Raw genomic sequence first — 23,110 nt, 5'->3', positions numbered from 1 at the left:
TGGTTGCAGCCGCCAATATGGTGAATATTTGACGAATTTGGCATGCACTATTGCTATTGCGAACTATTTGCAAAGATAGCAGGTAAAATGCTGCTATCTGCGGTTGAATTTGTCAGAATAGGGGCCTAATCCTGCCCTTAATATCCGTTTTCGACTCTATTCTTAGGAGAATTTTCCACATGGCCCGTAACAAGATTGCGCTGATCGGCGCAGGCATGATTGGCGGCACGCTCGCCCACCTCGCAGCTTCCAAGGAAATGGGAGATGTCGTCCTATTTGATATTGCCGAGGGCATGCCAGCAGGCAAGGCGCTTGATCTTAGCCAGGCCGCGCCAGTGGATGGTTTTGATAGCAATCTTAAAGGCAGCAATGATTATGCCGATATTGCTGGCGCCGATGTGATCATCGTGACCGCCGGTGTTGCGCGCAAGCCTGGCATGAGCCGCGATGATCTGATCGGTATCAACCTGAAGGTGATGAAGGCAGTTGGCGAAGGCATTGCTGCCAACGCGCCGGATGCTTTTGTTATCTGCATCACCAACCCGCTCGACGCGATGGTTTGGGCTTTGCGCGAATTTTCTGGTCTGCCGCACAACAAGGTGGTCGGCATGGCCGGCGTTCTCGACAGTGCGCGCTTCCGTCACTTCCTGGCTGACGAATTTGAAGTCTCGGTTGAAGATGTCACCGCGTTCGTTCTTGGCGGCCACGGCGATACGATGGTTCCGGTTCCGGCTTATTCAACGGTTGCTGGCATCCCGATCCCCGATCTCATCAAAATGGGCTGGACCACGCAGGAAAAAATCGACGCGATTGTCGACCGTACCCGCAAGGGCGGCGGCGAGATCGTTGGTCTGCTCGGCAATGGCTCGGCTTATTATGCACCGGCAACCAGCGCGATCATGATGGCGGAAAGCTATCTCAAGGACAAACGCCGCGTGCTACCAGCCGCCGCGCATCTGACCGGCCAATATGGCGTTGACGATCTCTATGTCGGCGTGCCGGTGATTATCGGCAAAGACGGTGTCGAGAAAATTATCGAGATCGAGTTGAGTGATGAAGCGAAAGCCAATTTCAACGTGTCGGTTGATGCAGTGAAAGAATTGCTGGTGGCTTGTAAGGGGCTGGATAGCTCGCTGGCGTGAACAAAATCTATTCCACTGATCGCGAAGTGCGAATTGTCCAGTTCTGGCATATGGCCAAGAGTGAATGGTGGATTTCGCTAGTTTCGTTCGTGCTCACTTTTGGAATTGCATGGTACTCGATTCGATTAGCTATCTTAGGTATCGCGATACCGACCTTCGTATTGGTGGTGAATAGATACATCAAGACGCAACCCAATCCGTCTTTGTCGCGAAGTGTCTCGCATATTGCAATGAATTTGGTGGCAGTCCTCATCGCATCGTTATTGAATTAAAAGGGAATCTATATGTCTATTTTAATCGACAAAAATACCAAGGTTATCACCCAGGGCATGACCGGCAATACCGGTACGTTCCACACGGAACAGGCTTTGGCTTATGGCACGCAGATGGTTGCGGGCGTTACGCCGGGCAAGGGTGGCACGACCCATATCGGTCTGCCGAACTTTGACACGGTTGCGGAGGCGAAAGACGCGACCGGCGCGACCGCTTCTGTTGTATATGTTCCGCCGCCATTTGCAGCGGACTCGATCCTCGAAGCGATCGATGCCGAGATCGAGCTGATCGTCGCGATTACCGAGGGCGTTCCGGTGCTCGACATGGTGCGCGTCAAGCGCGCGCTCCAGGGCAGCAAGTCGCGCCTGATCGGCCCCAACTGCCCCGGCGTCCTGACCCCCGATGAATGCAAGATCGGCATCATGCCCGGCAGCATTTTCCAGAAGGGCTCGGTCGGCGTGGTCTCGCGTTCCGGCACTTTGACCTATGAAGCGGTGCACCAGACCACAGCGGTTGGCCTTGGCCAGACCACAGCGGTCGGCATTGGTGGTGACCCGGTCAACGGTACCAACTTCATCGACGTGCTGGAATTGTTCCTGGCCGATGATGAAACCAAATCGATGATCATGATTGGTGAAATTGGCGGCAGCGCCGAAGAAGAAGCGGCGCAATTCCTCGCTGACGAAGCCAAGAAGGGCCGTTCGAAACCAACGGTTGGCTTCATCGCTGGTCTTACGGCTCCTCCGGGACGTCGGATGGGTCATGCGGGCGCGATTGTGTCTGGCGGCAAAGGCGGCGCGGAAGACAAGATTGCGGCAATGGAAGCGGCCGGCATCCGCGTGTCACCAAGCCCGTCAGAGCTTGGCACCACATTGGATGCGATGCTGAAAGAATTGGTCTAGATTATATGGCCCTCTGCGTGAGCGGAGGGTCACCCTCCCCAAGGAAAAGATCATGGGACTAGAAGGTCAGGAATTTATAGGTACTTCCGAAAAGGAAGCAGGCCCGAGCTGGCAGAAGAAACATTGGCCGATTGATGCCGCGGATGAGCTGAACAGCGCGCTCGATCCGACGCAAATGGGCGTCGAGATCAAAGCTGCGGCGGCGAAGTCCGGCAAGGCTATGTCCGACGCCGAAGTCGGTGAGGCAGCGGAGAAATCGATCCGTGCGATGATGTTGATCCGTACCTATCGGGTGCGCGGGCATCTGGGTGCCAATCTGGATCCGTTGGGCCTTTCCAAGTTGGAAGAACCGGCTGACCTGACTCCGGAATTTCACGGCTTCACCGCTGACGAAATGGATAAACCGATCTTTTTGGGTGGCGTATTGGGTTTTGAAACAGCGTCCATTCGCGAAATCGAGGCCGTGTTGCGCGCCAATTATTGCGGCTCGGTCGGTCTAGAATATATGCATATTGCCGACATTGAGGAACGGCGCTTCCTGCAGGATCGGATGGAAGGCAAAGACGCCGAAATCCACTTCACGCCGGAAGGCAAGAAAGCGATCCTCAACAAGGTGATCGAGGGCGAGGAATATGAGAATTTCCTCGGCAAGAAATATGTCGGGACCAAGCGTTTCGGTCTCGATGGCGGCGAATCGATGTTGCCGGCATTGGAAAATATCATCAAATATGGCGGGCAATCCGGTGTCCGCGATATCGTCTATGGCATGGCCCATCGTGGCCGTCTGAACATTCTCGCCAATGTGATGGCAAAGCCTTATAAAGTGATCTTCCACGAATTTCACGGCGGCTCGGCCAGCCCGGAAGATGTCGGTGGCTCCGGCGATGTGAAATATCACCTCGGCACCAGCACCGACCGCGAATTTGACGGCATCAATGTCCATATGAGCCTTGTGCCCAATCCATCGCATCTCGAAGCGGTGGACCCGGTGGTGCTCGGCAAGGTTCGGGCGCAGCAAGTGGCGCGCGACGATTTGGAAAAACATGATCAGGTTCTGCCGGTATTGATTCACGGCGATGCCGCCTTTGCTGGGCAAGGCATTGTCTGGGAGTGTCTCGGCTTCTCCGGTATCCGTGGCTATAACACTGGCGGCTGTATCCATTTCGTGATCAACAACCAGATCGGTTTCACCACCAGCCCGCAATTTGCTCGCTCCTCGCCCTATCCGTCCGACGTCGCGAAAGGTGTGCAGGCCCCGATTTTCCATGTGAATGGCGATGATCCGGAAGCAGTGACCTTTGCCTGCAAAATTGCGATTGAATTCCGCCAGCGCTTTGGCCGGGATATCGTGATCGACATGTGGTGCTATCGCCGCTTCGGTCATAATGAAGGCGACGAACCCAGCTTCACCCAGCCGGTCATGTATGCTGCGATTAAAAAGCATCCCAAGGTTAGCAAGCTGTACGAGCAGCGGTTGATCGACGAAGGTTTGATTGATGCGGATTGGGGCAATGGCACGCGCGCCGCATTTTCTGCGCAACTGGAAACCGAATTCAAGGCAGCAGCCGACTATAAAGCCGACAAGGCTGACTGGTTTGGTGGTCGCTGGCAGGGCCTGCATATTCCGGCCGATCCGGAAAGTGCGCGGCGCAATGTTGAAACGGCGATTGACGCCAAATTATTCGATAGCCTTGGCCGGACGCTGACGACTGTTCCCGAAGGGCATAAGATTCACAAGACTTTGGGCCGGGTTCTCGACGCCAAGGCAAAAATGTTCGCGGCGGGCGAGAATTTCGATTGGGCCACCGGTGAAGCGCTGGCTTATGGTTCGCTGGTTTCGGAAGGCTATAATGTGCGCCTCTCCGGGCAGGACAGTGGTCGCGGTACCTTTTCGCAGCGCCACGCCGTCTGGGTCGATCAGGGCAGTGAAGAAAAATATGTGCCTTTGAGCACGGTGCCCCATGGCCGGTTCGAAGTGCTGGACAGCCCCTTGAGTGAATATGGCGTGCTCGGCTTTGAATATGGCTATGCCGGTGCCGATCCGAAAACTTTGGTGCTTTGGGAAGCGCAATTTGGTGATTTTGCCAATGGCGCGCAGATCATGATCGATCAGTTTGTCGCGTCGGGCGAAGCCAAGTGGCTGCGCGCCAATGGCCTCGTCATGCTGCTGCCCCATGGTTATGAAGGCCAGGGACCGGAACATAGTTCGGCACGGCTGGAACGGTTCCTGCAATTGTGCGCACAGGATAATATCCAGGTGGCGAATATCACCACCCCGGCCAATTATTTCCACGTCCTGCGCCGCCAGATGCTGCGGTCGTTCCGCAAGCCTTTGATCATCATGACGCCCAAATCGTTGCTGCGGCACAAAATGGCCGTGTCAAAAGCGGAAGATTTTCAGGGCGATCATCATTTCATGCGGATCCTGTCCGACACCAATCCGCCTGCGGACAAGGATGTGAAGCGTCTCGTGCTCTGTTCGGGCAAGGTCGCTTATGATCTGATCGAAGCGCGCGATGCAGCCGGTGACAAAAATACCGCGATTGTTCGGATCGAGCAGCTCTATCCCTTCCCGGGTGAACCATTGGTGGTCCGCCTGAAACGGATGAAAAATCTAGAAACCGTCATCTGGGCTCAGGAAGAGCCGAAGAATAACGGCAGCTGGCATTTTGTCCGTTCCTATTTGGAAGATTGTCTGGAGCAGGCGGGCGTTGGTCCGCGTGATCCAGCCTATGCCGGCCGATGTGCGGGCGCCTCACCGGCAACCGGCCTCGCGTCGCGGCACAAAGAGCAGCAGGCCCGGCTAATCGCCGAGGCATTGGGACATGACGCGACTTAAGAAGGGTTTTCTGCCTATTTTGGCAGAGCCAAAGGAAGCTACGAAAGCAGAGTTGATATTATGGCAACAGAAGTAACAGTCCCGGTATTGGGCGAATCGATCACCGAAGCGACTTTGGGCGAATGGCTCAAGCAGCCTGGCGATGCGGTTGCTGCCGATGAACCGATTGCTAGTCTGGAAACCGACAAGGTGGCGTTGGAAGTACCCGCGCCGCAAGCCGGTGTCATGGGTGCGCATCAGGTCGCGGTTGGCGATACGGTCGGGGTTGGCGCGGTCATCGCGACGATCGAAGCCGGAAGCGGTGCAGCACCTGCCAAATCCGCTCCGAAAGTAGCGGCGGCTCCGGCCACTGCAGCGGCAGAAGAAGCGGACGGTTCGATCACCCTGTCCCCATCGGTCCGCCGATTGGTGCTGAAACATGGTATCGACCCGAGCCAGATCACTGGCACAGGCAAAGATGGCCGGCTGACCAAAGATGATGTCGAGCAATATGTGAAGTCCGGTGCCGAGGCAGCGCCTATCGCCGATAAAGGCGACACAGTGGACGCGCAGGCGGTGACAGCAGCGCCGCAGGGTGGCAACCGTCACGAAGAGCGCATCCGGATGACCCGTTTGCGTCAGACCGTGGCACGGCGGCTTAAAGAGGCGCAGGATACGGCTGCGCTGCTCACCACATTCAACGATGTTGATATGACGGCGGTGATCGAAACGCGCAAAAAATATAAGGAGCTGTTCGCCAAGAAGCATGGCGTGAAGCTCGGCTTCATGGGCTTTTTTGCGAAAGCGGCCTGCATGGCACTGAAAGATGTTCCATCGGTCAACGCGCAGATTGATGGCGATGAAATCGTCTATCATGACTATGTCGATATCTCGGTTGCCGTGAGCGCGCCCAATGGCTTGGTCGTTCCTGTCATTCGCAACGCCGAAGCGATGAGCTTTGCCGATGTCGAGAACACCATTGGTGATTTCGGCAAGCGTGCCAAAGATGGCACCCTCACCATGGCGGATATGAAGGGCGGAACCTTCACCATTTCCAACGGTGGCGTGTTCGGTTCGCTGATGTCGACGCCGATCATCAACCCGCCGCAGTCGGCGGTTCTCGGTTTGCACCGGATCGAACAGCGTCCGGTGGTGATGCCCGACGGATCGATCGAGGCGCGGCCGATGATGTATCTGGCGCTCAGCTATGACCATCGTCTGATCGACGGCCGCGAAGCCGTGACCTTCCTTGTGCGGATCAAGGAAGCGATCGAAGACCCGGCACGGCTTTTGATTGATCTTTAGTTTCACGCGTCATGCTGATCCTGTGTCAGGATGACGGACCAAGAGGTAAGAAATGACCGATAATTTTGACTATGATCTTCTGGTAATTGGTTCTGGCCCCGGCGGTTATGTCGCGGCGATCCGGGCGGCGCAGCTCGGCCTGAAAACGGCCTGCGTAGAAAGTCGCGAGACGCTGGGCGGCACCTGCCTGAATGTCGGTTGTATCCCGTCCAAGGCGATGTTGCACGCATCCGAACTTTATCACGAAGCCCATAGCGGCGCGCTCGAGAAATTCGGTGTGAAACTGACCGGCGCGAAGCTGGATCTGAAGCAGATGCTGGCTGAGAAGTCCAAGGCTGTGAAAGAGCTGACCGGCGGCATCTCGATGCTGTTCAAGAAGAATAAGGTCGACTGGATCAAAGGCCGCGGCGCGTTTGAAAGCGCCCATAGCGTCAAAGTGGGCAACAAGAGCTATAGCGCGAAAAATGTCCTGATCGCCACCGGCTCTTCGGTCACCCCGCTACCCGGTATTGATGTCGACAATAGCAAACATATCGTCGTCGACAGCACCGGTGCGCTGGAGCTGCCGAAGGTCCCCGGCCATATGGTCGTCATCGGCGGCGGCGTGATCGGGCTGGAACTGGGCTCGGTCTGGCTGCGGCTTGGCGCGAAAGTGACGGTGGTGGAATATCTCGACCAGATATTGCCCGGCATGGACGGCAATATCCGCAAAGACAGCGCGCGGATTTTCAAGAAGCAGGGCTTTGATATCAAGACCGGAACCAAGGTCACCGGTTGTACGGTCAAGGGCAAGAAAGCGACGCTCAGCATGGAACCGGCCCAGGGCGGAGACAGCGAGACATTGGAAGCCGATGTGGTGCTGGTCGCCATTGGTCGCCGGCCGAATATCGATGGTCTCGCGCTGGAAAATTCCGGTGTCGCCACCAATGATCGCGGCCAGATCGAAGTCGGCCATGACTTCCAGACCGCAGTGCCCGGCGTCTATGCCATTGGTGATGTTACCCCCGGCCCGATGCTCGCGCATAAGGCCGAAGATGAAGGCATTGCAGCCGCTGAATTTATCGCCGGACAACAGGGCATCGTGAACCACGATCTGATCCCCGGCGTCGTCTATACCCACCCCGAAATTGCCAGCATCGGCAAGACCGAGGAAGAGGTGAAGGACAGCGGCATCGAATATAAGGTCGGCAAATTCCTGTTCGCCGCCAACAGCCGCGCCAAGACCAACCGCGATACGGACGGTTATGTGAAAATCATCTCCGACGCGAAGAGTGACCGGGTGCTCGGCGCCCATATCATTTCCTCGCTCGCCGGCACGATGATCGCACAGGTCACGCAGGCCATGGAATTTGGTGCCACGTCCGAAGATATTGCCTATACCTGCCACGCCCATCCAACGCACAGCGAAGCGATTAAAGAAGCCGCAATGGCTGTGCAGGGCAAGCCGATTCATATGTAGAGATCAGAAGGGTCGTTGTGCTCCGCACGGGATGCGGAGCGCTGGGCGGTGCAGCGCTACTGATCGCAGGGCTCCGGGTCTTGGCCTGGAGCAGGGGAAAGATCATGCCGATTCCTTCGCTCACCAACGAGCCAACCGCAACCGAGCTTGCGTCCCGGATTAAGTCCGGAAAAACATCTTCCGTCGAAGCCACGGAAGCGGCCATTGCCCGTATTGAAAAATGCGATGAGAGCATCAACGCCATCGTCGTGCGTGACTTTGATCGGGCGCGGCAGCAGGCGCGTGATGCCGACGCACGGCTGGCCAAGGGCGACAGCGCTCCCTTGCTAGGTGTACCGATGACGGTGAAGGAGAGCTTCAATATAGCTGGATTGCAAACCTGCTGGGGCGTCGCGGCGGCGGCAGGAAATATTGCTGACGAAGATGCTGCGGTGGTCAAGCGATTGAAGGCGGCGGGCGCGGTGATTCTGGGCAAGACCAATATCCCGCCGATGCTGACCGACTGGTTTGCCGATAACCCCGTCTATGGCCGGACGAATAACCCCCATGATCTGGACCGGTCGCCCGGCGGTTCTTCCGGCGGTGCCGCGGCCGCCGTTGCCAGCGGTATGGTGCCGATTGAATATGGCAGCGATATTGGCGGATCTATCCGCGTGCCTGCGCATTATTGTGGCACATGGGGCCTGAAACCGACATATGGGATTGTCAGCAAAGACGGGCATTTCCCGCCCGGCATCGAGGAAGGCGCAGAGGGTGTTCTGTCGGTGGTCGGACCATTGGCGCGCAGCGCCGATGATCTGGAGATATTGCTCGACGTCACGGTTGATCGACCGTTGCCCAAGGATCGAAAACCGCTGCCCGAAGCGCGCATATTGCTTCTCAAGGATCATCCGTCGGCGGCGGTCGAGCAAGCCATCCACCAGCATATGGAGGAACTGGTCGCGGTGATCGAAGATGCAGGCGCCGCGGTGACACGCTCCACCGATTTGCTTCCTGATCTGGAAAAGCAGCACCGCGACTATATGCGGATGCTGAACATCGCCGTATCCGCTGGCGCCCCCAAGCCCGATGGATCTCATGTCACGGTGCGCGAATGGTTTGACCTAGAGGATGCACAGGCGCGCAACCAGCGGCAATGGCAGGCGTTGTTTGAGGAATTTGACTATGTGCTGGCTCCCGTCGCCAGCACTGTGGCATTTCCTCATGACCCGCGCCCGATGAAGGAACGGACCTATGCTACCGACGGCGTGGAGCGACGTTTTTCAGAGCAATTGGCTTGGGCGGGATTGGTGACGTTCCCTGGTCTGCCCGCTGCTGTTCTACCGGTGGCGTCCGTGGACGGTCTGCCGATCGGTTTGCAGCTGATCACCGACCGATATGAAGATTTTAAAGCGATAGATGGTGCCCGACAGATATCGGCACTCATCTAGACATGGTGGGGGACAATCTGGCTGTGGCAATCAAGCCATCTGATATCATGCGGAGACCGGCAGCTTGAACACTGTATTTCTATATAGTCTGTTGAGCTGGCTCGATCTGTTCGGGATTGCGGTCTTCGCGATTTCCGGTGCTTTGGTCGCGGCCCGCAATGGTCAGACATTGGTGACCTTTGCTTTTTTCGCGCTGGTCACGGGGGTTGGCGGCGGCACGGTGCGTGACCTGCTGATCGATGCGCCGGTCTTCTGGGTGCAGGATGCCCGCGTCCCGATCTTGTGCCTGACGATTGCCTTGCTGGTCTGGGTCACTCCGGCCAAATTCTGGCGTCCGGCGGCGGTCGACTGGTTCGACGCCATCGGTCTGGCGGCCTATTCGGTATTTGGCGCAGCCAAGGCGCTGCAACTGGGCATTGATCCGGTTCCCGCTGCGATCATGGGGATCATCACCGCTTGTGTGGGCGGGGTGATCCGCGATCTGCTTTCAGGAGAACCGTCGATCATCGTGCGTCCGGAACTTTATGTGACCGCCGGCGCGCTTTCCGCATTCATCTTCGTTCTGCTCGCGCAGACCGGCATGTCGGCGTTTATCGCGGCACTGATCGCGTTCGCCGCCGGATTTTCCTTGCGCGCGCTGGCCATCATAAAAGGCCTTTCGCTCCCGTCTTACCGGGGTGCGGACGAGAAGAAATAGCTTTGCAGATGATCGGTTAAGGCGGATGATGCGTCCGTGTTCCGCTGCACTCCGGTACCGCATTCTAGGCATAGGGCCTGAACATCTTCGCGTACAAGCAGGCCCTGTGCGGTTGCCATCGCTTCACCGACAACAGCCTTTTGCCGCCGGGCGACCCAGCCAATGACACCCGTGACCGGCGTGCTTTCCTGTTGAACAAAGGGAATGCCCGCAAAGGGGAGGGCCGGAAACCCGTCTTGTGGATCGAGATATTGCGCGTGATAGTCGCCCGCTTCCAGACCCGCGCGTTTCGCTGCTTCGGCTAGCGCTTCGGTCATGCCACCAAAGCCGTCGACGAGACCCAATTGCCGGGCGGTACCGCCATCCCAGACGCGTCCTTGTCCGATGGTGTCGACTTCTTCCGGCGTCTTGCCGCGAGCGTCGGACACCAGTTTGATAAAGTCGCTATAGCTGTGTTCGACTCCAGCCTGCAAAATCGCATTCACATCATCGCCAAAGCCGCCCACGAAATCGGGCTCACCAGACACTGGAGTGGTCTGAACGCCGTCCGCGGTGACACCCCATTTGGCCAGTGCTTTTTCAAAGCTGGGCAGTACCGCGAACACGCCAATCGAGCCGGTGATCGTGTCGGGCTCGGCGAAGATATGATCGCCCGCAGTGGCCACCCAATATCCGCCGCTTGCCGCGACATCACCCATGGAAATGACGATGGGCAGCTGTTTCTTCTTTGCTTCGAGCAGTGCTAGGCGAATTTCTTCGCTGGCGAAGGCAGAACCACCGGGGGAATCCACCCGGACCACCAAAGCCTTGATCTGGTCTTCTTCCAGGGCCGCATAGATTAGTTCCGCTATCCGGCCGCTGGCGGCCATGCCGGGGCCAGCATTACCGCTAATGATTTCGCCCGCAACGGTGATGACACCAATGGGGGAGCCTTCTGTTTCACCCGGATAGGCAAGGATGAAATCATCATAGTTGATGCTTTGGAAGCTGTCCGGTGTGGTCATGCTGTCGACCCCAACCTGCTCCGCTACAAAGCGGTCAAAGGCGGTCTTGTCGCCGAGCTTGTCGATCAGATTCTGTTCCGTTGCTACCGATGCATAATCGCCGCCCGCCGCGGTGATATAGGCCGCAGGGTCATCGGCAAATGGTTTGGTTATGGCTTGTGGCCGGGCCTTTTTAACCTCGGCAAGCCAGCTGTCCCACAAGACCCCGTAAAGCGCTGAAGCGGCTTCGCGTGCTGCGGGTGATTGGTCGGCGCGCATATAGGGTTCGACCGCGCTTTTATAGGTGCCGACGCGGTAGATATTTGCGGTCACGCCCAGCTGGTCGATCAGGCCCTTATAATAGAGCCGATTGCCGCCGGGCCCGGCAAAGATAATTCCGCCCATCGGGTCCATCCAGATTTCGGTCGCATGGGCGGCCAGCTGGTAGCTGTCGTCGCTATAGAAGCTGGAGAAGGCGTAGATGGGCTTGCCAGATTCTTTGGCACGGTCGAGCGCTTCCCCGACGTCGGTGAGACTGGTCTGTCCGCCACCGGCAAAGCTGCTGAGGTCAAGGACGATGGCTTTGACGCGGTCATCTTCGACGGTTGCATCAATGGCGCGCACCACATCGCGTAAACGATATTCGCGCGGGCTGCCGGCGCTGTTGCCGGCTAGAAAATCTTCAAAGGTTGGCGCTGCTGGTTCTTCGACGATCACCCCGTTCAGGTCGAGCAGCAATGCGCCGTCGCGGATCGCGCCTGCATTGGGCTGTGATGACAGGAATGTATAGAGCAGGCCGAAAAACAGCATTATGGCGATCAGGACCAAGCCGTCCTTTATCGCAACCAGAAATCTCCAAGCCGCCCGTGCAAATTGCATATTCATATCCCTGTCTTAACTGGATTGACTCATCCTATATGGGATCAAGTGGGGATATTACCAGCGGATTAGACGGGGTACGGCCAGTCGGCCAACCAGAGCGCTGACGATAACCGGAATGGTGAACCAAAGTCCGACATAATAGATATCGTTAAACGGGCAGTGGATATTATAGGCCATCGCGCCCAATGCGCCCGATGCGATACCGACCAGCCAGCCTGCGCGTTCCGGCGATGTCGGCGCACCTTGGCGTAGCCACAAGGTCAGGCCGCTGCCAATGGTCAAGGCGGCAATCCCGCTGATGGTCAGGCATTTCAGGCCTTCCATCGGGCGCAAGGCTTCGACTGGCGGCATGTTGATTGCGCTCATGATTGCCGCCGTTGCCGGGAATAGCGCGGCTGTAATCAAAGCCCATATCCAGCCGCGGTTCAATTTTCCGACACCGGGCCGAGCCATGTTGACCACCGTAATCGCGGTGGCGGTGCCGAGCATCAACAGCACGCCGGACCGCAGGAAAAACATCTCGTCGGCCATGCCGATCATCAGATCATTGCGCACGCCCAATATCATCATCACCGCGATGGCGGCGATCACGGTCAAGCCACCGGCGATAGCTAGGCCGGTTTTTGGCTTCAATGCCCGGACCGGTTCCAGTTCTTCGACCAGATCGTCGATCAGATTATTTGCAACTCCACTCATGTCATTCACTCTCGATAAGGGCGCTCATTTTTTTCAGTCCCCGATGGATATTCACTTTGACCAACGATTCCGACTGGCCGGTTTTTGCCGAAGTCTCGATGATGCTCAGGCCCTGTATTTTGACGAGGTCAATCACCTCGGCCTGTTTTGGCGGGATCATGCCAAGCAGCCGTTCAAGGCTGACCTTGGCGGTCACGCCTTCATCCTGGGGATCGGCCACCATTTCTTCATAAAGCGCATCATGCTCATGCTTGTATATTTTGCGGAGACTGTCGATCCAGCGGTAGCGGCCGATGGCAGCAAGCCACGGTAGAAACGCTCTCGCCGGATCATAGCTTGCCCGTTTGCGATGGAGCGAGATCAGGGTTTCCTGCACCAGATCATCAATGGCGGCGGGATTGATCTTGCGGGCATAATAGCGGCGCAACCATTTCTCGCATTCGACAAGCAGGCTGGCATAGCAAAGCTTGTCGCCGCCTTGCGCCTTGATCATCAAGTGACGAAAAGTTTCTTCATTGGCGATCATTGGATCAGCCCAATTTATGTCCGATCAACCGGTCTAGCGAGAATATCCCGCCGCCACGCACGATCAGGATCAGCGCCATCGCCGCCCAAAGGATATGGGTCTGCCACCAGATTATCATTTCCGGAAACACAAAGATCTGGATCACCAGAGTCATGCCCAAAAGGCCAAGAGCACCAAATCGCGTGGCCAGCCCCAATATCAGCAATATCGGCAGGAAATGCTCCATATAGGTGGTGACATAGGCGCCTAAATCGCCGTTCAGCACCGGCACCTGGTTAAAGGGCGCATCGGAAAATTGGAAAAATGTCGTGTCCTTGATCGTCAGGAAACTACCCTCTTCGACCTTGGTGCGGGCCGATCGCCAGAATATGCCCGCAAGGGCTATGCGGGTTACCAATAGCGCGATGCCCTCCGGTACCGCGCCGCTCATCATGTTGATCAGTTTTCTTATCATGGCCATTGTCTCTTCATCCCTCGATCCGCATCAACGCCCCGGCTTGGATCAGCTTGATAATATGCTGCATCGCCGTGGCTTCATCACTCAATTCGAGCGCATGTTCCAAAAGGTTACCCATGGTAGTGCTCTCGCTGATTTTTTCTGCAATGGCCTGTTCTACGGTGGTTTGCGGATGGAACAGCACCTGCGCTTCCGGGCGAGCAATCATCAGGGCTTGCGGATCCATATCGGCAAGCTCCACCAGTTCGGGCGACAGGGGTCCGGACAGGGCTATCAGGCGCACCGCTGGATGGATGGCAATCGGGAATGCCAGCAAGTCGGTCTCGGCCAGACTGGCAATATCGGTCAAGGCGATGGGCGTGGCTTCGGCGCTGCGATAGCTTTCCAGCCAGGCCCATTCGATCCGGGCGAGATCAATCTCGCTATCGCCATATCCGCTCTCGGTCAGAAAGCCGACGAAACCGGCGGAGATATGGTTGATGTCACAGGTCAATATATGATTCTGCTCGACATATTCCCGTGAAAGCGCGTGAAATTTTTCATGGCCCATATGGGCGTGCAGTCGGGGATAGCTATCTTCCAATGCGACCAGTCGGGCATGGGAGATTGTATTGGCATGCGCTTTCAGGCCGAGCAGTGCGCGGGCTTTGTCTTCGGCAAATAGATCAGCGGGGAAATGCTCCGGCCCTTTTTGCAGGCAGGTGATAAAGCGCGACTGGCCTTCAGCGAGCGAGGGCATGGAGCGGCTCCTCTATCAGAGGGTTGTTCAAAATGGCATCGGCCTTGGCGACCTCGACCATGAGCACATCATATTCCGGGATATTGCTATCCCATTCGATCAAAGTCGGTTTGGGGCCTGCGCGCGCGATGAAGCGGCGATAGAGCTGCCAGGTGACGTCGCTGACAATGGATCCATGATCGTCGATCAGCAGCGGCCCGCTGTCATGTTCTTCCCGTGCGTGGCCGGCTAGATGGATTTCGCCGACAATAGCGGGATCAATCGCATCAATATAGGCCTCCATATCAAGGCTGACGTTGGTCGCCGTAACCTCGACATTGTTGATGTCGAACAAGAGCCCGCATCCCGCTTGGCGGCAGAGCGCGTGAATAAACTCCGTCTCGCTCATCTCGTCATCGCGATAGCTGAGGTAGCGGGACGGGTTTTCGATCAGGATCGGCCGTTGCAGGCGGTCTTGGACCTTGCCTATCTCTGCCGCAAAATGGTCAAGCGCTTCGCGTGTATAGGGGATCGGGAGCAGGTCGGGGTAACGATCATGGGCATTGCCGCTCCAGCTCAGATGGTCGGATAGCATCGCGGGCTGATAGCGATCACAGAGCGCGGCAATTTTCTCCAGATCATCGTTGTTAAGTCCGTCAGCGCTGCCGAGCGACAGTCCGACGCTGTGAAAACTGAGCGGGTAAACTCCGGCGATAGCGGTGAGCCAGCGGTGCGCGGGACCGCCATCGCCGAAGTAATTCTGTGGATGAACCTCAACCCACGACGGGTGTTTCGCTTCTGCGGCATCATCCAGCACATTGTTATAATGCACCGACTTCAACCCTATGCCACTCGATGGAGGGAGGGAGCTCGGCATAGTCACCGCTGACGAAACATGAGGATCAGGAATTGCGGCCATCCACGGAATTTAGCGTGTTCAGCTCTTTTTGGGAACCGGTTTCGCATTGCCCTTATGCGCGCTCAGCGTGCCACCCATGTCGGTGCATGCGCCTTTGGCGACATATTTCCAGGCATTGCCCTGATAATTGATGGTCGAGGTGCCGGCGCAACTGGTGCCGGGGCCAGCCGCACAATCATTCTTGCCGGCCAGCGCGACGCCATAGCATTTTTCTTTGGCACCAGCCGCTTGCGCAGCGGTGGCGGACAGGGACAGGGTAGCTGCGGCGGCCAGGGCAGCAGCGGTCGCGGTAGATTTGATCAAAGCAGACATAAAATTTCCTCTCTCGAGATGGGGGATATATACGAACCCGCCAGAGCAGGCTCATGGTGACATTCGTTGCCCGGGCCGTTCGGGTTACACCATGCCCCCGCCGCAATGCCGCCCGACCGGCAAGCGAATCGCAACACCCTAGAAATCTAACAAAAATGGGACAAAATATTTTCCACCCTTTCCCTTGACGGCGGGTGAATAGCTATTACATGGTCTCCGTTAGCACTCGAAAGGAGAGAGTGCTAATTCACACAGATTCTGCTCTTGGGGTTGGCGACAACAGCTGGCCGGAAGAGTTTTGGATAGGGCAAGAAAGGGAAATCTATGAAATTTCGTCCATTACATGACCGTGTATTGGTGCGCCGCGTTGAAGCGGACGCAAAGACCGCAGGCGGTATCATCATTCCGGATAGTGCACAGGAAAAGCCTTCCGAAGGTAAAGTTGTCGCCGTGGGCAATGGCCTGAAAGACGACAATGGCAAAACCACCGCGCTTGATGTCAAAAAAGGCGACAAAATCCTGTTCGGCAAATGGTCCGGCACAGAAGTCACCGTTGATGGCGAAGAGCTGATCATCATGAAAGAAAGCGACATTCTCGGCATCGTCGAGAAGTAAGAGCTTTCCCCAATCATCATTTCAATCATTTAAGCAGAGGAAAATATCATGGCTGCTAAAGACGTAAAATTTGGTCGCGACGCTCGCGAACGCATTCTGGTCGGCGTGAACACGCTTGCGGATGCTGTTAAAGTAACCCTCGGCCCTAAAGGCCGCAACGTTGTGCTCGACAAGAGCTTTGGCGCACCGCGCATCACCAAGGATGGTGTTTCGGTTGCCAAGGAAATCGAACTGAAAGACAAGTTCGAAAATATGGGCGCACAGATGCTTCGTGAAGTTGCATCGAAAACCAACGATGTTGCTGGCGACGGCACCACCACGGCTACCGTGCTCGCGCAGGCGATTGTCAAAGAAGGCATGAAATCTGTGTCTGCTGGCATGAACCCGATGGATTTGAAGCGTGGCATCGACCAGGCTGTTGGTTCGGTTGTTGCTGACCTTCAGAAGCGCTCCAAGACTGTCAAAGGCAGCGGCGAAATTGCTCAGGTTGGCATTATCTCTGCCAATGGCGACCAAGAAGTTGGTGAGAAAATTGCAGAAGCAATGGACAAAGTCGGCAAAGAAGGCGTTATCACGGTTGAAGAAGCCAAAGGTCTCGACTTTGAACTCGACGTTGTGGAAGGCATGCAGTTTGACCGCGGTTACCTGTCTCCTTACTTCATCACCAACCCGGACAAGATGATTGCGGACCTCGAAAACCCTTACATCCTGATCCACGAGAAGAAGCTGACCAACTTGCAGCCATTGCTCCCAATCTTGGAAGCTGTTGTGCAAGCCGGACGTCCGCTTTTGATCATTGCTGAAGATATCGAAGGCGAAGCGCTGGCTACTCTCGTGGTCAACAAATTGCGCGGCGGTCTGAAAATCGCAGCGGTGAAAGCACCTGGTTTCGGTGATCGCCGTAAAGCCATGCTCGAAGATATCGCGATCCTCACCAAGGGTGAAATGATCTCCGAAGATCTCGGCATCAAGCTGGAAAGCGTTACGCTGAACATGCTCGGTGAAGCCAAGAATGTTACCATCGATAAAGACAATACAACGATTGTTGACGGTGCTGGCAAGAAGGGCGACATCAAGGCGCGCGTCGAAGCGATCCGTGGCCAGATTGCCAACACGACGTCCGACTATGACAAAGAGAAGCTGCAAGAGCGTCTGGCGAAACTCGCTGGCGGTGTTGCCGTGATCAAAGTCGGTGGCGCGACCGAAGTTGAAGTGAAAGAGAAGAAAGACCGTGTCGACGATGCGCTGCACGCAACCCGTGCTGCTGTTGAAGAAGGCATTGTCCCTGGCGGCGGAACCGCGCTTATCTATGCAACATCTTCGCTCAAAGGCCTCGAAGGCGCAAACGAAGACCAGACACGTGGTATCGACATTGTTCGTAAAGCGTTGCAGGCTCCGGTTCGCCAGATTGCTGAAAATGCAGGCTTTGACGGCGCCGTTGTCGCTGGCAAATTGCTGGATCAGAAAGATAAGAACTTCGGCTTTAACGCGTTCAGCGACAAATACGAAGATCTCGTCAAATCCGGTGTGATCGATCCTACCAAAGTTGTGCGCGCTGCTCTGCAGGACGCTTCCTCGGTTGCAGGTCTGTTGATCACCACCGAAGCAGCGGTTGCAGATACGCCTGACGATAGTGCCGGCGGCGCTCCAGCTATGCCTGATATGGGCGGCATGGGCGGCGGCATGGGCGGTATGGGCTTCTAAACCCAAACGCTCGGCTCACGCTGAACCTATCAAGAGGGGCTGGAAGGAAACTTCCGGCCCTTTTTTGTGGATGCCGCCATAGGTATTTGCAAACTTCGCGGCCCGTGCAGCGCAAGCCAGTTACATGTGTAGCGACTATCTTCCGTCCTATCGCCTTGGTATAGGTTGCGGTTTAAGACATACATCTCGGCTTGAGCTGGGAACTGTGAAGGACAACGCATATGGTCGCCAGCACATTTGAGCTGTTCAAAATCGGCGTAGGCCCATCGAGTTCCCACACGATGGGTCCGATGCTAGCGGCTGCGCTATTCGTGGAACGGGTTGCCGAGACCGGCAGGCTTGCCGATGTGACGCGGCTGGAAACATTGCTTTTTGGATCGCTGGCGCTGACCGGCAAGGGCCACGCGACGGATCGGGCGATCCTGTTGGGCCTGTCGGGTCAGCGGCCGGATAATATCGAACCCGATGCCGCCGATGCAATGGTCGAGAATATTCGGTCCGGTCAGCAAATCAGTCTGAACGGCAAGCATGAGATTGCCTTTGACGAGGCGGCAGACGTTATCTTTGATCAAAGGAAGCGTCTCGATTTTCACAGCAATGCGATGCGACTCAATGCTTTTTCCGGCGAGGAGCTGATCGATACACGAGTCTATTATTCGGTTGGCGGCGGCGCGATTCTGGACGAGGATCAGATCGGCAGCAACAATCCGGAGAGTGGATTGTGGGACGTACCACATCCCTTTTGCTCGGGTGCCGATTTGCTAGAAATCGCCGATAAGGAGGGCCTTTCTATCGCCGATATCATGCGCAAAAACGAGCGCATGGTGAAGTCGGACGAGCAGATCAGCACCGATATCCGCGCCATTGCCGATGCGATGTCGGCCTGTATCGACCGCGGCATCGCACAGGGCGGGATTTTGCCCGGCGGTTTGCGCGTCAAGCGGCGGGCCCCCTTGATCCACGCACGCTTGATGGAACGACAGGAACGCGCCTTGTCCGATCCGCTCACCATTTTGGACTGGGTCAATCTCTGGGCTCTGGCGGTGAACGAGGAAAATGCTGCGGGTGGCAAGGTGGTGACCGCACCGACCAATGGCGCGGCTGGCATCGTCCCGTCTGTGCTGCGATTCTATGAACGTTTTGCACCGAAAGCCGATGCGGCGGGCGTGGAGACCTTCCTGCTGACCGCTGCGGCTATCGGATCCCTGTTCAAGGAAAACGCTTCGATATCCGGCGCGGAAGTCGGTTGTCAGGGTGAAGTCGGTGTCGCCTGTTCGATGGCGGCTGCGGGCTTGACCGCCGCTTGGGGAGGGACGCCTTCGCAAGTCGAAAATGCCGCCGAAATTGGTATGGAGCATAACCTTGGCCTCACGTGCGATCCTGTTGGTGGATTGGTGCAAGTGCCCTGTATCGAACGCAATGCGGTGGGCGCGGTCAAGGCGATTGAGGCGGCGCGGCTATCGATCCTGGGCGATGGCACCCACCGGGTCAGTCTCGACGAAGTGATCGAGACGATGCGCAAGACCGGCCTCGATATGAGCGAGCGCTATAAAGAGACATCGCAAGGCGGACTGGCGGTCAATCTGGTGGAATGCTGACCCATACGGGAGCACAGTCGATGAAGAGGCTGGTCATCTCCGCTATCAAGCTGGGCAAGGACGGGATGCTGTTCAGCCTTCCCGCCAATAAGGCCCACCCGCCAATAAGGATAGTATCGAACAGGATGATCTTCTCTAAGCTACGCCGCTTATGAGGAGAGTGATGCCGTGACCAGCAACCGTTTTTGGCAATTGAACAGCCGCCCCGAAGCGGAGGATGTTTCGGGTTCGCTTTCACTGGAGAGCGAACCGATGCCGGAGCTCGCCGATGGCGAAGTGATGATCAAGGCATCCTATTTGTCGATGGATGCGGGCACCCGGATGTGGATGACCGAACGCGAAGACGGCTATCAGCCACCTTTGGAACTGGGCACAAAAATGGCTGGTCTGGTGCTTGGCCATGTCGCCGCTTCCCGCCATGCGGGCTTTGCCGAAGGTGCTCTGGTCCGCGGTTTCGGACAATGGGCGGAACATAGTATCGTGCAGCCGGAGCTGGCGGGGCTGGTGAAGGTTGACGACAGCATTGATGATATCAAACAGCATTTTGGTGTGCTCGGCTTCAACGGCTGGACCGCGCTTTGGGGCTTGCAGGAAACGGCGGGCGTGAAGGCTAGTGATAATGTTCTGATCTCTGCTGCTGCGGGGGCCACCGGCGTGCTGGCTTGCCAGATTGCCAAGATATTGGGGGCGAACGTCTATGGTCTGGCGGGTGGACCGGACAAGTGCCGCTGGTTGGAAGAGGAACTCGGCATCACCAAGGCGATTGATTATAAGAATGCAGATATCGCGGCTGAACTGGCCAAAGTGGATGGCGGGATCCACGCCTATTTTGACAATGTCGGCGGGCCGATATTGGATGCAGTCTTACCCAATATGGCGCTCTATGGGCGGGTAGCGCTGTGCGGACTGCTCGCCCAATATAAAGGCGATGGCCGTGGCCATGGGCCGGAACATTTCGACCAGATATTGATGAAACGGCTGCGCATCGAAGGCTTTTTCTCTCCCGATTTTGCCGATCAGGGCGAGCGGCTGGCGGCAGAGCTCAAGACGTGGTTAGATCAGGGTTTGATCGACACGCCTTTTGATATCACCGACGGGATTGAGCATGTCCTGACCGCATATGAAAAGCTCTTTACGGGCGGTAATATCGGCAAGGTTTTAGTGAAAATCTAGGCTCTGGATCGACCGACGCGCAAACCCAGCAGCGATAGCGCCATGATCGTCAGGGCGTAGACGGCTGCCATGACCGAGATGCCCGTCCATCCGCCAAATTCATAAGTGGCTGCGCCGAGCCAGCTGGACAGGCCGCCGCCGACGAACATGATGACAATATAGATGGTCATCAGGCGGGTTCTGATTTCGGGTGCACGGCTGAACAGGATGGTCCGGCTGCAAATGTCGACGGAAGCGCCGCCGATGCTGTTGAAAATAATCGCGATCACCAAGAGCCAGAGATTGTCGCCCGCAAAGGGCAGAAGGCAGACGCCGATCAGCTGCATGACACAGAAATAGACGCGTGTGCGTTCTGCCCCCAGATGGTCGGCGAACCGGCCGACATAGGGTGAGCCCAGGACATTGACGATAGCGATAATTGCAAGATAGCCAACCGTATCCACACCATAGCCATTGCGCGGCAAATGCAGGCCGATAGCCATCCAGAGCGCTAGGAAAAGTCCGAATGAAAGCGCCTGTATCAGCCCGCCCAACGGCACTTCGGGTAGAGATTTCATGATGGGCCATAGCGAGCGGAGCAGCGCCCCATAGCGCGGTGGTTCAACGCTGGAGGGCTTTTCATCCTGTTTGCGTTCCATGATCGCGGGCAGCAGGATCACCAGCAATGCCATGCACGCCACCCCGACCCAATAGGCCGATCGCCAGCCGAAATAGTGGCCGAGCAAGCCTGCGCCCACCCGGCTGCCCAATATTCCGAAAGTTACACCAGCGGTCATAATCCCGGTGACATGCCCGATGCGCGCCGGATCAACGCGCTGGGTCACATAAGCGGGCAGCAGATAAGGCGCGATGGTGACAAAGCCGAGCAGCGAAGAGGCGACGAGGAATATTGGGAAGTTTCCGGATAGCGCCATCGCTAACATGGCTAGAAATTGCCCACCGACAAATATCGTAATCAGCTTGCGGTTGTTGATACGGTCGCCGAGCGGCAGCAGCAGCAATATGCCCAGCGCCAATGCGATCTGGTTGAGCGCTGGAACCAGTCCGATCATCGCGCCGCTGACACCAAATTCTTCTGCGACTGGGGTAACCAATGGGTGAATATAATAGCCATTGGCAATGACCGCCGCCGCCGACAGCGCGAAGAGGAATAGTTTGACCTCGCTAATACGGCGGGGCCTATCTTCCTGTGGTGGTTGTTTGTCGGGCAGGATTTTGGCTTTCAGACGCTATTTGAATTTGGCTATGCCTGCCTTGGCACGGAAAGTCGTCTGTTTGTTTTGCGAGGCTATACTGAGCCCTTCTATTGAGCCGGCTGTTCAGGAAAATACCATACCCGTCGGATCAATCCGTCGTCGATTTGATAGATCACGTTGGAACTTTGCGCCATTTTCTTGCCGGAGGCCGATGTCCAGGACGCGGTTTCAACCGCCGAAACAAAGGCACCGTTGATGCCCCAGCCGCTAAGCGTGCTGCGGATCTTTGTAGAGCCGCCAAAATATTCATCCATTTCAGCGACCATTTTTATTTTGCCATCGGTCGTGACCGCAGACTTGCCCGCCGTCACCGTGATCCACTGAATATCCGGATGCATCATGGCCGCCATCGCGGGCACATCCTGGCCATTGAAAGCTGCAGTATAGGCTTCGACCAGCGCACGATGCGGCGTCGGTGCGGATGCTGTTACACAAGATGCCAGCGATAGGCAGGCCAAGCCGGATATAATGACCCTGATGATGTTGCTTGCCATAATATGGACAAATACGCTTTGGGTTTTGATTGAGTCAATCCTGTCAGCCGGATCGCGGCGGGATGATCTCCTCCAGTTCCTTTAGCACGGCACCATAGCCGCGCTCGTGCAATGTCTCGACGAGCTTTGGGCTGGCGACATCTGGGTTGCCGCTGGAAAAAGGGGGATGCGGATCATATTCTAGGCCCAGCTGGACGGCTTCGGCAAATTCTTGTCCGACAATTTCGGCGATCACGGTCAGCGCGAAATCAATCCCCGATGTCACGCCGCCCGCGGTGATGACATTGCCATGCTTTACGACGCGCGCTTTTTCAAAGGTCGCGCCAAAGCGTTCGAGCAGCGACGTATAGGCCCAGTGGCTCGTCGCCCGTTTGCCTTCGAGCAGGCCAGCCGCTCCGAGTGCCAATGAACCGGTGCAAACGGAGGTTATATATTGGGCACCAGCGGCCTGATCGCGCAGAAATTGCAATGTTTCGGCATCGGCGATCACGTCCTTTGTGCCAAAGCCACCGGGTACGCAGAGCAGATCTGCTTGTGGACAGTCGACGAAATTGCAGTTCGGTACGATGGCAAAGCCGCTGTCGGTTTCGATCGGTTGGGTGCTTTTGGCAGCCGTATGGACAACCGCTCCCGGCATCCGGGAAAGAAATTGCGCCGGTCCGGTGAAGTCGAGTTGGGTAATGCCGTCAAACAGCAGAAAAACGATGTGAAAGGGTTTTGGGCTATCGGTCATGGGGCTACTCCAAAGTTT

At 56.5% G+C, this 23,110-nt stretch carries 21 protein-coding genes; 11 read left to right on the top strand and 10 right to left on the bottom strand.

Annotated features, from left to right (window positions below; genetic code table 11):
• Positions 1-179: 179 nt before the first annotated feature.
• From mdh to ABJG22_RS00860, 7 genes are all read left to right on the top strand, one after another.
• Positions 180-1,142 carry a malate dehydrogenase gene (mdh, locus tag ABJG22_RS00890; RefSeq protein WP_348018351.1) on the top strand — a complete coding sequence of 321 codons (963 nt, stop codon included), beginning with the start codon at positions 180-182 and terminating at the stop codon, positions 1,140-1,142.
• A gap of 284 nt (positions 1,143-1,426) precedes the next feature.
• Positions 1,427-2,317 (top strand): succinate--CoA ligase subunit alpha, encoded by an 891-nt coding sequence (gene sucD, locus ABJG22_RS00885; RefSeq protein WP_348018350.1) that lies wholly within the window; start codon positions 1,427-1,429, stop codon positions 2,315-2,317.
• Positions 2,318-2,369: 52 nt separating this feature from the next.
• A complete protein-coding gene (locus ABJG22_RS00880; protein ID WP_348018349.1) occupies positions 2,370-5,156 on the top strand; it encodes a 2-oxoglutarate dehydrogenase E1 component in 2,787 nt (928 codons plus the stop codon).
• Between the two features lie 60 nt (positions 5,157-5,216).
• Positions 5,217-6,440 (top strand): 2-oxoglutarate dehydrogenase complex dihydrolipoyllysine-residue succinyltransferase, encoded by a 1,224-nt coding sequence (odhB, locus tag ABJG22_RS00875; protein ID WP_348018348.1) that lies wholly within the window; start codon positions 5,217-5,219, stop codon positions 6,438-6,440.
• A 52-nt stretch (positions 6,441-6,492) separates the two neighbouring features.
• Positions 6,493-7,899, top strand: coding sequence for a dihydrolipoyl dehydrogenase (gene lpdA, locus ABJG22_RS00870; RefSeq protein WP_348018347.1), 1,407 nt, complete (start codon positions 6,493-6,495; stop codon positions 7,897-7,899).
• Positions 7,900-7,916: 17 nt separating this feature from the next.
• Positions 7,917-9,329, top strand: coding sequence for an amidase family protein (locus ABJG22_RS00865; protein WP_348018346.1), 1,413 nt, complete (start codon positions 7,917-7,919; stop codon positions 9,327-9,329).
• Between the two features lie 64 nt (positions 9,330-9,393).
• Positions 9,394-10,026, top strand: a complete 633-nt coding sequence (locus ABJG22_RS00860) for a trimeric intracellular cation channel family protein (RefSeq protein WP_348018345.1) — start codon at positions 9,394-9,396, stop codon at positions 10,024-10,026.
• On the opposite strand, the gene sppA is transcribed toward ABJG22_RS00860, so the two are convergent.
• The 7 genes from sppA to ABJG22_RS00825 are packed head-to-tail and all read right to left on the bottom strand — an operon-like array spanning position 9,999 to position 15,519.
• Positions 9,999-11,888 (bottom strand): signal peptide peptidase SppA, encoded by a 1,890-nt coding sequence (gene sppA / locus ABJG22_RS00855; RefSeq protein ID WP_348018344.1) that lies wholly within the window; start codon positions 11,886-11,888, stop codon positions 9,999-10,001. The genes ABJG22_RS00860 and sppA overlap by 28 nt on opposite strands.
• A gap of 57 nt (positions 11,889-11,945) precedes the next feature.
• Positions 11,946-12,587 (bottom strand): DUF1109 domain-containing protein, encoded by a 642-nt coding sequence (locus ABJG22_RS00850; RefSeq protein ID WP_348018343.1) that lies wholly within the window; start codon positions 12,585-12,587, stop codon positions 11,946-11,948.
• Between the two features lies 1 nt (position 12,588).
• Positions 12,589-13,113 (bottom strand): sigma-70 family RNA polymerase sigma factor, encoded by a 525-nt coding sequence (locus ABJG22_RS00845; RefSeq protein ID WP_348018342.1) that lies wholly within the window; start codon positions 13,111-13,113, stop codon positions 12,589-12,591.
• Between the two features lie 4 nt (positions 13,114-13,117).
• Positions 13,118-13,573, bottom strand: coding sequence for a DoxX family protein (locus tag ABJG22_RS00840; RefSeq protein ID WP_348018341.1), 456 nt, complete (start codon positions 13,571-13,573; stop codon positions 13,118-13,120).
• A 7-nt stretch (positions 13,574-13,580) separates the two neighbouring features.
• Positions 13,581-14,309, bottom strand: coding sequence for a putative DNA-binding domain-containing protein (locus tag ABJG22_RS00835; protein WP_348018340.1), 729 nt, complete (start codon positions 14,307-14,309; stop codon positions 13,581-13,583).
• A complete protein-coding gene (locus ABJG22_RS00830) occupies positions 14,293-15,165 on the bottom strand; it encodes a DUF692 domain-containing protein (protein ID WP_348018339.1) in 873 nt (290 codons plus the stop codon). Before ABJG22_RS00830 ends, ABJG22_RS00835 begins: the two co-directional genes overlap by 17 nt.
• A 60-nt stretch (positions 15,166-15,225) precedes the next feature.
• A complete protein-coding gene (locus ABJG22_RS00825) occupies positions 15,226-15,519 on the bottom strand; it encodes a DUF2282 domain-containing protein (RefSeq protein ID WP_348018338.1) in 294 nt (97 codons plus the stop codon).
• A gap of 324 nt (positions 15,520-15,843) precedes the next feature.
• On the opposite strand from ABJG22_RS00825, the gene groES reads away from it, so the two are divergent.
• From groES to ABJG22_RS00805, 4 genes are all read left to right on the top strand, one after another.
• Entirely contained in the window at positions 15,844-16,134 is a 291-nt protein-coding gene (gene groES, locus ABJG22_RS00820; RefSeq protein WP_348018337.1) for a co-chaperone GroES, read from the top strand.
• A gap of 48 nt (positions 16,135-16,182) precedes the next feature.
• Positions 16,183-17,838 carry a chaperonin GroEL gene (gene groL, locus ABJG22_RS00815; RefSeq protein ID WP_348018336.1) on the top strand — a complete coding sequence of 552 codons (1,656 nt, stop codon included), beginning with the start codon at positions 16,183-16,185 and terminating at the stop codon, positions 17,836-17,838.
• A 221-nt stretch (positions 17,839-18,059) separates the two neighbouring features.
• Positions 18,060-19,436 carry an L-serine ammonia-lyase gene (locus tag ABJG22_RS00810; RefSeq protein WP_348018335.1) on the top strand — a complete coding sequence of 459 codons (1,377 nt, stop codon included), beginning with the start codon at positions 18,060-18,062 and terminating at the stop codon, positions 19,434-19,436.
• Between the two features lie 168 nt (positions 19,437-19,604).
• Entirely contained in the window at positions 19,605-20,609 is a 1,005-nt protein-coding gene (locus ABJG22_RS00805; RefSeq protein WP_348018334.1) for an NADP-dependent oxidoreductase, read from the top strand.
• On the opposite strand, the gene ABJG22_RS00800 is transcribed toward ABJG22_RS00805, so the two are convergent.
• The 3 genes from ABJG22_RS00800 to ABJG22_RS00790 form a co-directional block, all read right to left on the bottom strand.
• Positions 20,606-21,748 (bottom strand): MFS transporter, encoded by a 1,143-nt coding sequence (locus ABJG22_RS00800; RefSeq protein WP_348018772.1) that lies wholly within the window; start codon positions 21,746-21,748, stop codon positions 20,606-20,608. The genes ABJG22_RS00805 and ABJG22_RS00800 overlap by 4 nt on opposite strands.
• Positions 21,749-21,912: 164 nt before the next feature.
• Positions 21,913-22,359: a nuclear transport factor 2 family protein gene (locus tag ABJG22_RS00795; protein ID WP_348018333.1), complete on the bottom strand. Its 447-nt coding sequence runs from the start codon at positions 22,357-22,359 to the stop codon at positions 21,913-21,915.
• Positions 22,360-22,402: 43 nt separating this feature from the next.
• Positions 22,403-23,092 carry a DJ-1/PfpI family protein gene (locus ABJG22_RS00790; RefSeq protein ID WP_348018332.1) on the bottom strand — a complete coding sequence of 230 codons (690 nt, stop codon included), beginning with the start codon at positions 23,090-23,092 and terminating at the stop codon, positions 22,403-22,405.
• Between the last annotated feature and the right edge of the window lie 18 nt (positions 23,093-23,110).

The sequence above is a fragment of the Parasphingorhabdus sp. genome (assembly GCF_039939955.1).
Classification (GTDB): domain Bacteria; phylum Pseudomonadota; class Alphaproteobacteria; order Sphingomonadales; family Sphingomonadaceae; genus Parasphingorhabdus.
Note: the sequence above shows the minus strand (reverse complement) of the source record. Positions and strands in the feature narration are given on the sequence as shown.